This is a genomic window from Photorhabdus sp. RW14-46 (assembly GCF_963887965.1).
GTDB classification, from domain to species: Bacteria; Pseudomonadota; Gammaproteobacteria; order Enterobacterales; family Enterobacteriaceae; genus Photorhabdus; species Photorhabdus laumondii.
The window spans coordinates 1-10,028 of sequence record NZ_CAWPHH010000059.1 but is presented as its reverse complement, the minus strand read 5'-3'; the positions used below and the strand labels follow the sequence as shown (position 1 = coordinate 10,028).

Annotated in this window: 10 protein-coding genes; all 10 read left to right on the top strand. The window is 34.7% G+C overall.

From position 1 onward, the window contains the following. Position 1 precedes the first annotated feature (1 nt). Entirely contained in the window at positions 2–166 is a 165-nt protein-coding gene (locus AACQ38_RS22940; RefSeq protein WP_339367084.1) for a DegT/DnrJ/EryC1/StrS family aminotransferase, read from the top strand. A gap of 5 nt (positions 167–171) precedes the next feature. After that, positions 172–1,389: a lipopolysaccharide biosynthesis protein gene (locus tag AACQ38_RS22935; RefSeq protein ID WP_011148863.1), complete on the top strand. Its 1,218-nt coding sequence runs from the start codon at positions 172–174 to the stop codon at positions 1,387–1,389. A gap of 7 nt (positions 1,390–1,396) precedes the next feature. Beyond that, positions 1,397–2,503: a D-glucuronyl C5-epimerase family protein gene (locus AACQ38_RS22930; RefSeq protein ID WP_058589069.1), complete on the top strand. Its 1,107-nt coding sequence runs from the start codon at positions 1,397–1,399 to the stop codon at positions 2,501–2,503. A 736-nt stretch (positions 2,504–3,239) separates the two neighbouring features. After that, entirely contained in the window at positions 3,240–3,722 is a 483-nt protein-coding gene (locus AACQ38_RS22925; protein WP_228985241.1) for a hypothetical protein, read from the top strand. An 11-nt stretch (positions 3,723–3,733) separates the two neighbouring features. Continuing rightward, entirely contained in the window at positions 3,734–4,822 is a 1,089-nt protein-coding gene (locus AACQ38_RS22920; RefSeq protein WP_235592696.1) for a glycosyltransferase, read from the top strand. A gap of 5 nt (positions 4,823–4,827) precedes the next feature. Further along, positions 4,828–5,898 carry a non-hydrolyzing UDP-N-acetylglucosamine 2-epimerase gene (wecB, locus tag AACQ38_RS22915; RefSeq protein ID WP_165579150.1) on the top strand — a complete coding sequence of 357 codons (1,071 nt, stop codon included), beginning with the start codon at positions 4,828–4,830 and terminating at the stop codon, positions 5,896–5,898. 44 nt (positions 5,899–5,942) lie between these two features. Next, positions 5,943–7,133, top strand: a complete 1,191-nt coding sequence (locus tag AACQ38_RS22910) for a glycosyltransferase family 4 protein (protein WP_242685669.1) — start codon at positions 5,943–5,945, stop codon at positions 7,131–7,133. 169 nt (positions 7,134–7,302) lie between these two features. After that, the gene (locus AACQ38_RS22905; RefSeq protein ID WP_165579148.1) at positions 7,303–8,313 is read left to right on the top strand and encodes a glycosyltransferase family 2 protein; all 1,011 of its coding nucleotides are present in this window, start codon (positions 7,303–7,305) and stop codon (positions 8,311–8,313) included. A gap of 10 nt (positions 8,314–8,323) precedes the next feature. Next, positions 8,324–9,481: a DegT/DnrJ/EryC1/StrS family aminotransferase gene (locus AACQ38_RS22900; protein WP_165579147.1), complete on the top strand. Its 1,158-nt coding sequence runs from the start codon at positions 8,324–8,326 to the stop codon at positions 9,479–9,481. Then, positions 9,482–10,028, top strand: a 547-nt coding sequence (locus AACQ38_RS22895) for a sugar transferase (RefSeq protein ID WP_165579146.1), incomplete at its 3' end; no start/stop codon positions are given.

Below are 10,028 nucleotides of genomic sequence, written 5' to 3'. Positions count from 1 at the left end.
TATTCCCACCGCCATTCATTACCCGATCCCGCTAAATAAACAACCCGCGGTGGCCAGCAATATTGCTCTGCCTATAGGAGACGAAATCGCACAAGAAGTCATTAGCTTGCCGATGCATCCTTATTTATCCATAGATATAATTAATAAAATTGCCAGTTCAATTTAAAATCCATGAATCATAAATTATTGAGGAATATATCTGGCTTATTACTCTCATCATTATTCAGCCAGATATTATTATTACTATCAACACCCGTATTAACAAGACTATTTTCACCGGAAGAATTAGGTATTTACGCTTCATTTTCATCGCTTTTAAGTGTTTTTGCCGTAGGCGCTTGTCTTCGATATGAATTTTCAATAAGTTCATCAGGGAAAAGTCGTGAAATTAACTCATTAGTCACATTATCTTGCATTATTCCAATAACCATTAGCCTAATCGTTATCACTGTTTTTGCAATATCTAACACACCAGAAAAAATAATTATAGGAAACTATATATACTATATCCCGCTAGGTATTATCACTTATGGATTTTATCGAGCAGTGAGTTTCAATAGTATAAGAGAAAAACAATACCATGCACTCTCTATCACTAAAATAACGCAAACCGTTGCCATGATTAGCACCCAAATCATTGGCGGCATTGCCCATTTAGGCGCAAGCAGTCTCATCTTAGGCCAAATATTAGGCCAATCATTAGGTGTTCTATTTTTAAGTAAAAGATCCAAATATCGTTTAATTATCAGCAAACATGAACTTAGAAAAATAAGACTACTGGCTAAGAAATATTATCGATTTCCCGTTTATGATTTTCCTGCGGCTTCAATTAACACATTGAGTAATGAACTGCCCCAATTATTTATCATGTCCACCTATGGGCTAAAATCGGCAGGATTTTATTTAATTGCATCCAGAATATCAGGAGCCCCAATTACACTATTATCCCAAACCGTTTCATCTATATTACAAGGATATTTAAAAGACACGCTTATATCACCTTTCTTAAAGATAAAAAAAACATTTTATTGCCTAACACTCATTGCTATTTTATTTGCTATAGTGACATACTTCACGGGCATACCCATCATAACCTTTATCTTCGGTGAAGAGTGGCGAGAATCAGGTAAATATCTATTATGCTTAATACCACACTTATGCGGGCAAATAATATACTCATCGTTATCGGTATATTTATCAATTTATGAACATCAGAAAAGCAATTTATTTATTCAGACAACATCGATTATATTAAGATTAATCGCCCTCCTTACTGGATATCTATTAGGCGATATTTACCTTACCCTATTATTATTTTCACTCACAAGTTTTGTTCTCTATATGACAAGTACGGCTTATATTTTAAAATTATCTTTCATGCGTCAATAAGGTTAACATGAAGAAAATCATAATAAAAATAATTCCCTATATCATTATCGTGATGATTGTCAGCTATACATTCAATAAATATGCTTATGAGCTAGATGAATTCAATGGCAATGTGAGAAACTTAGTCATGAAAGGGAAATTCACGCAACGCGAATTTAATAGCAATGGCTTTCCTTTATCTCACTCACCTCATATTCCAGAGCCATTCTTATCCCCATTTTATGTTGTTCACTATGGCCTGATATACTCTTCTTTAGGCTTAAATCAAGATAACGCCAATATATTATGGCGAACCGATTCATCCTTACCCGGATGGAATGTACCGCCACCTCAATTCAATCAAAACGAATTGATTGCTAATTTTAAATTTTCAGCCGATTGGTTATTAAATAATATAAAATCATTTCATGGTGAAAGTCATTACTTATATGATTTTGATTGGTCATATAAAGGCTACAAAAATAATAAACTCTCTGCCCCCTGGTGGTCTGGACTAACCGATGCCTATGCCATTATTCTCTTATTAAGAGCTTATGACCATTTTGACGATGATAAATATCTACTCACGTCGAAACGACTATACCAATCATCACTCGCACCTATCCATAAAGGCGGCAGTTTAACAACATTAGATAATATGCCCTGGATTGAAGAGTACGTTGATCCTCAAGCCAATTCAGACCAATTGGCTTTTGTATTAAACGGCATGATCTATTCTACTTATGGTATTGAGTCATTTGAAAATTATTTAAATACAGATGAAAACACCAGAATATCCGATAAATTATATCAATCAATCAGCCATAATATATTTAAGTTCGACATAAAAAATGAATGGTCCAGCTATGATTTAATTGGCAACCCAAGCAATATTAAATATCACAAAATACATACTCTTCTTTTAAAAGATCTGATAGCTAGAAATCAAAATTTTAAAAATAAAGAAATAATAGATTTATATAATAATTGGAATAAATCCGCCGCTAATAGCGGATATTATTACATAAAACATGGCCCTACGAGTTGGGCATACTATCAATTTATCACTATGTATTTCCTGTCTATCTTAGTATTATCATTCATTTACTTCTTTATCAGCAAAAATGCAAAATAATATTAAAATAATCCTGAAAATATTTATCTATCAGGTTATTATCTACCTGAATTCAGTACTTATATTAGATACATTCCATGAGGTAAGAGGCTATAATATTACCCCACAAGGTTACTTAAGTATTATTTTCTGTTGGATATCATTTTTACCACTCATTTTACTCAACAACCAAAAAAATCCCGTGATGGTTTTTTTATGGTTAATCTATATCACTTACATTATACCGGTATCAATTATATTCCCACTGATTAATTCAGCTTCTGTCTATTCAATCATTTTCGTCTGCACAATAAACATATTATTTTTCTCATCTATATTATTCTTTCGGATAATAGATAGAATAACAATACCGAAACTAAAAATCCCGTGGGATTTATATAAAATACTGATAATAGGATGTGGTATTATTGTCCTCTTATTCGTCATTAGCAATCCTGGATTAAGTTTAATACCCCCTAATATATTTAAAGTTTATTCCGTGAGACAGCACTTTAAAGACAACACACCGCTACTCACGATGTACATCATCACCAATGGGGGATATGTTATCTCGCCATTGCTATTACTAGCTTCACTCTATATTAGAGGTCCGATAAAATATCTGCTCATTACAATAAGTATTTTGATTTCCTATTTAATCTACAGCTCCTCAGGATTAAAAAGCATCGCATTCATGAATCTCGCGGTTATCATTCTATACTTCTATATAAAAGGAACAAAATCGATAAGTAACTCGGTGATAAATATCATCCTCTATTTATTCCTGACCGCCGGGATATTATATTTAATTTTCGATTTTTATGACCCACTGATCCATTGGCTACGCAGAGTATTCTTCACACCGACATTAAATACCTATTATTTTTATGATTATATCTACAACAACAATAGTGAATTTACGACAGAAGCGCCGCAAATAGTTTCTCAAATCTATTATGGCACCTCAGGTTCGGCTAATACTGGCTTTATTGGAGACGGTATCGCCAGATACGGTACACTGGGTTTAATAATAAACTTTTTTATATTTAATATATTAATCTTTGCAATGAACCTGAGCTCAAAAAAGGTTCCATTTGAACTTTCAACGACACTCTATTTACCCTTCGTATACACAATATCAAACTCAGCGATTACAGCACTACTACTGACCTATGGGCTGCTGGCATTAAGCATATTATTATTTTTATTCCCAACGAAAACTAACAAAATACCCTTATGAAAATCACACATATGACCTCGGTACATCCACGTTTCGACACCCGTATTTTCCTAAAAGAATGTTCTGCCTTACAAAAAGAACATGAGGTCTCACTTATTGTTGCAGATGGTAAAGGTAATGAAGTCAAGAATAACATTGCTATCATTGATGTCGGTATATTGCCCGGTCGATTAAATAGAATTTTTAAAACAACCGATAAAGTTTATAAAAAAGCATTAGAATTAGACGCCGACTTATATCATTTTCATGATCCAGAACTCATCCCTATCGGGCTAAAACTGAAAAAGAAAGGTAAAATAGTCATTTTTGATTCCCATGAAGATGTCCCTAAACAAATTTTTAGCAAACCTTACTTAAATAAATTTACCCGGGTTATTATCTCTAAACTATTCGCCCTCTACGAGAAGTATTCTACACCTAAATTTGATGGCATTATTACAGCCACACCCTCAATAAGAGACAAATTCTTAAAACTCAATAACAACACCATAGATATTAATAACTATCCTATATTAGGTGAGTTGCATAATAAACATGCCAACTGGCATGAAAAAGAAAAACAAGTCTGCTATGTCGGCGGTATTTCCGACATTAGAGGTATAGCCGAGATGGTTGAATCCCTCTCTCACCTCACAACAAATACAACAATGAAACTCGCGGGCAATTTTTCAGATACAGAACTAGAGAACAAAATAAAAAATATGAAAAATTGGCACAAAATAGATGCACTGGGATTTTTAAATCGCATAGAAACCAAAGAGCTTTTATCTAAATCTATTGCAGGTATTGTTCTATATCACCCACTTCCCAATCATATCGATGCCCAACCCAATAAAATATTCGAATATATGAGTGCGGGTATCCCGGTCATCGCTTCAAATTTCACATTATGGAAAGATATAGTTGTAAAAAACCATTGTGGCATTTGTGTTGACCCATTAAACCCTAAGCAAATAGCTGATGCAATAGATTACCTATCAAATAACCCTGATATAGCAGAAGAAATGGGTAACAATGGGCTTCTGGCAGTCAATGAAAAATACAATTGGGATATTGAACAAAATAAACTAACCAAATTTTATCAACACATTGGACGTTAATCGATATGAAAAAAATCATCACCGTATTAGGTGCCAGACCACAATTCATTAAAGCAAGTCCAGTTTCTCGCGCTTTAAAAAATAATAACAAATTTAAAGAAATTATCATTCATACCGGTCAACATTTTGATACTAATATGTCTGATGTCTTCTTCAATGATTTAGCCATTCCCAAACCAGATTACACGCTCAATATTCACGGTGGTTCACACGGTGACATGACAGGTAGAATGCTCATCGAAATTGAAAAAGTACTCATCACAGAAAAACCGGATGCCGTCATGGTATATGGCGACACAAACTCGACTTTAGCTGGTGCATTAGCCGCATCTAAATTACATATTCCGATTATCCATGTTGAAGCCGGTTTACGTAGCTTTAATATGCAGATGCCAGAAGAGATAAACAGAATATTAACCGATAATGTGAGTTCAATTCTTTTCTGTCCAACAGACACTGCCATCAATAACCTACAAAAAGAAGGCTTCGGTTCAAAGCCCGTTAATATCAAACAAGTCGGTGATGTGATGGAAGACGCCGCTTTATATTTTAGCCAAATGGCGAAAAAACCTGATGGGCTGGATGCGATACCAAACTTCATATTAACCACGCTCCATCGTGCTGAAAATACCGATAATCAGGAACGTCTAACTGAAATAGTAAACGCCTTAAATAATATACATAAAAGAATTGCTACTGTTGTTATGCCAATTCACCCAAGAACTAAAAAAATGTTAGCACAATACGACTTACATTTAGATGTTCATTTAATTGAGCCAGTAGGATATTTAGAGATGATCTGGCTACTTAAAAACACCGCCCTGATTATTACCGATAGTGGCGGACTGCAAAAAGAGGCTTTTTTCTTCAAGAAACCTTGTGTGACTGTGAGAGATCAAACTGAATGGGTAGAATTAATTGCCGCGGGCGTAAACAAACTCTCGGAGGCTGACAGTAACAAAATAACCCAAGCCGTTCATGACATGATTGGAATTGACATGGACTCGATTCAATCCATGTATGGTGGTGGTATCGCTGCGACAAGAATTGCTGACGAACTAGAAAAATTACTATGAATATCGTCTATATAAACCACTATGCCGGCTCACCGGATCTTGGGATGGAATTTCGTCCATATCATTTAGGACAAGAATGGATTAAATCGGGACATAATATTACCCTACTTGCAGCCTCTTATTCTCATGTACGGACCAAACAACCCAAACTGATAGAGAATAAAAAAACCACCGAAAATATTAACGGATTAGAATATATCTGGTATCCAACCCCGAGTTATAATGGAAATGGATTATCCAGAGTCAAAAATATTTTCTCTTTTTTACGGCAAATTTGGCTTGATAGCCATAACTTAGTCAAAAAATATCGACCTGATGTTGTTATTGCTTCAAGTACATATCCAATGGATATCTGGATTGCCAAACGTCTTGCCAAAAAAGCCAATGCCAAACTGGTTTTTGAACTGCATGATTTATGGCCGCTTTCACCCATAGAATTAGGTGGAATGTCACCTAAACATCCATTTATTCAATTATGCCAACTTGCTGAAAACACAGCTTATAAACATGCTGATGTGGTTATTTCCATGCTTCCTAAAGTACAAGAACATACGAAAGCACATGGATTAGATCTCAATAAACTACATATTATCCCTAATGGCGTGGTTATAAAGGATTGGATAAATCAACTTACTCCATTAAACCGTTCACTAGAAAAACTTATTGTAACTGAAAAAAATAAAGGGCATAAAATTGTATGCTATAGCGGTGCCCATGGCCGCCCAAATGCGCTAGAAAAACTACTCAAAACGGCTTCACTGCTTCATGATAAACCGATAACCTTCTTATTAGTCGGCACGGGCCTTGAAAAAGATAACTTAATAAAGGAGTCTCAATCACTGGGAACAAATAACGTTATATTCTTTGATCCGATCCCCAAAACTCAAATCCCAACACTACTTAATAAAATTGACATTGCCTATATAGGGTTACAAAAGCAATCATTATTCAGATTTGGCATCAGCCCCAATAAACTTATTGATTATATGATGGCAGGCAAACCCATTTTATGCGCGATTGATGCCGGTAATGATCCTGTTTCTGACGTGAATTGCGGTATCACCGTTAAATCAGGCAAGCCAGAAGAGATTGCTCGGGCCTTATTAAAACTCAGTGAATTATCAACTGACGAATTAAACCAAATGGGACAAAAAGGTAAAATTTACGCTTTAGAAAATCACGCTTATTCCGTATTAGCAGACAATTTCATCAAGGCCATCATCAATCATGAATAATAAATTCCTTCCTTTTGCATTACCTGAAATTGGACAATCCGAAATTGATGAAATCATTGACTTACTTAAAACAGTGATGGATAACCACCCGACCTAAAACCAGAAGATTTAAATAAAACATAGGAATTAATAACTATCATTACACTCTAAATAAAGTGACTATTCAACCATGATAAATATATCAGTTATTTGCCCTATATTAAATGAAGAAAAATATATAAAAGGGTGTATTGAATCACTGCTAAAACAAGATTACCCTACCGGGCAATTAGAGATTATTTTTATAGATGGTTGTAGTTCAGATAGTACTTTAAAAGTAATTCAGAGTTATACTGAAAAATATGAGTTCATAAAATTACTATATAACCCTGCAAAACATGTTCCTGCTGCTCTGAATATTGGTATAAAAAACTCATTAGGGGAATATATAGCCAGAATCGATGCTCACTCCAGCTATCCCAGTAGCTACTTATCCAAACTATATAACTTATCAAAAAAACTTGATGCTGATAATATAGGTGGGATTGTTAATACAAAACCATGTAATTCTACAACCATTTCCCATAATATTGCATATGCCTTAAGTAGTCGCTTTGGAATGGGTAATTCCTATTTTCGAATTGGCATTAATAATATAAAAAAAGTTGATACAGTACCTTTCGGCTTTTTCAAAAGAACACTATTCGATAAAATAGGGCTATTTGATGAAGATTTAATTAGAAACCAAGATGATGAGTTTAACAACAGAATTATAAAGCATGGAGGTAATATATACCTTTCCCCAGATATTATTATTGATTATTACCCCAGAGATTCAATTAAAAAAATCTGTTCTATGTTCTACCAATACGGTTTATTTAAACCATTAGTCAATGCCAAATTGAAAAAAATAACATCATTCCGGCAATTAATACCACCAATTTTTGTCTTAGGGTTAATCCTAGGATTAATCCTCTCATTCACTAGCTCAATATTTTTATATCTATATATAGGTTGTATTTTTATCTATTTCTTCTTAACTTTACTGGTATCAATAAGAGCCCATTTAAAAAATAAAAAAAACTATATTTTCTTACCATTAATATTTCTGTACATACATTTATCTTATGGATCAGGGTATCTCATTGGAATAATGAAAATTATATTCAATAAGAAATTCCACGTAAAAAACAAAAGATAAGGATTATATCATGAACTCTTCTTTTCTCCCTTTCGCACTCCCAGAAATCAGCCAAGAAGAAATTGATGAAGTCATTGACTCACTTAAAACAGGCTGGATAACCACCGGACCTAAAACCAGAAGATTTGAACAAGATTTTGCGCAATATTTAGGTTCCGATGTTGAAGCCATAGCGGTAAATTCAGCCACGGCGGGATTGCATTTAGCATTAGAAGCCATTGGTATTCAGCCGGGTGATGAAGTCATCGTTCCGACCTATACCTTTACGGCAACCGCAGAAGTTGTCCGTTATTTGGGAGCTCACCCTATTTTTGTTGATTCTTTACCTGACAGCCTGAATATTGACCCAATAGCAATAGAAAAAGCCATAACCGCCAAAACTAAAGCAATTATGCCGGTACACTTTGCAGGTTTATCCTGTGATATGGATGCCATTATTGCAATAGCTAAAAAATTCAATCTACGAATCATTGAAGATGCCGCCCATTCATTTCCGACTTTATATAAGGGAAAGAAAATTGGCACGCTAGATACCGATGTCACCGTATTCAGCTTTTACGCGAATAAAACCATGACGACAGCGGAAGGTGGCATGCTAGTCTCCAGACATCCAGATATCATAAAAAGAGCAAAAATAATGCGCCTCCACGGCATTAGCAAAGACGCCTTTGATAGATATCAATCTAAAATACCTGCCTGGTATTATGAAGTGATTGAACCAGGCTATAAATATAACATGCCCGATATTTGTGCATCTATCGGCATCCATCAATTACAGAAAATAGACACTTTCCACAAGAAAAGAGAGGCAATGGCTAAACTCTATGATGATGAATTAAAAGATCTACCGATTATCTTACCCACTAAACCTCAAGAACCTAATAGCCAACACGCCTGGCATCTATATACCATTAGATTAAATGATCAAGTCAAAATATCCAGAGATGACTTCATTATAAAAATGGCAGAAAAAAACATCGGCTGCTCTGTCCATTTTATTCCACTGCATAAACAACCCATCTGGAAAAATACCTATTCTCTTAACGAAAACAACTTCCCAGTTGCCGAAGAAAACTTTAAAAGAATTGTATCCATCCCTTTATATACAAAAATGACCAAAGAAGACCAAATCTACGTTATCAAAACAATTAAAGAGATCTTGGCATAAATGATGACATATTATTTAGCTATAAAAAGGCTTTTTGATTTTACTTCGTCTCTCATTGGACTCATCCTACTACTCCCTATTTTAATCACGATTGCTATCTGGATAAAAATCGATTCGAAAGGACCTATTTTTTTCCGACAACAACGAGTAGGCCAATATAATCAAAATTTTTATATTCATAAATTTAGGAGCATGACGACGGGATCAGAGCAAAAAGGACAACTCACTATTGGTCATGATCTCCGTATTACCCACTCTGGAAAATTCATCCGCAAATATAAAATTGATGAATTAGCCCAACTGATTGACGTTGTCCGAGGAAAAATGAGCTTAGTCGGGCCAAGACCGGAAGTACCACAATTTATGGACAAATACCCGGATGATGTCAGAAACAAAATATTATCGGTAAAACCCGGCATCACAGATTTGGCTTCTATAGAAATGATCGATGAAAACCAGATATTAAGCCAATATAAAGATCCTCATCAGGCTTATATCGATATTATTATGCCGATAAAAGCCAAGTACTACTTAGAATACATAGATA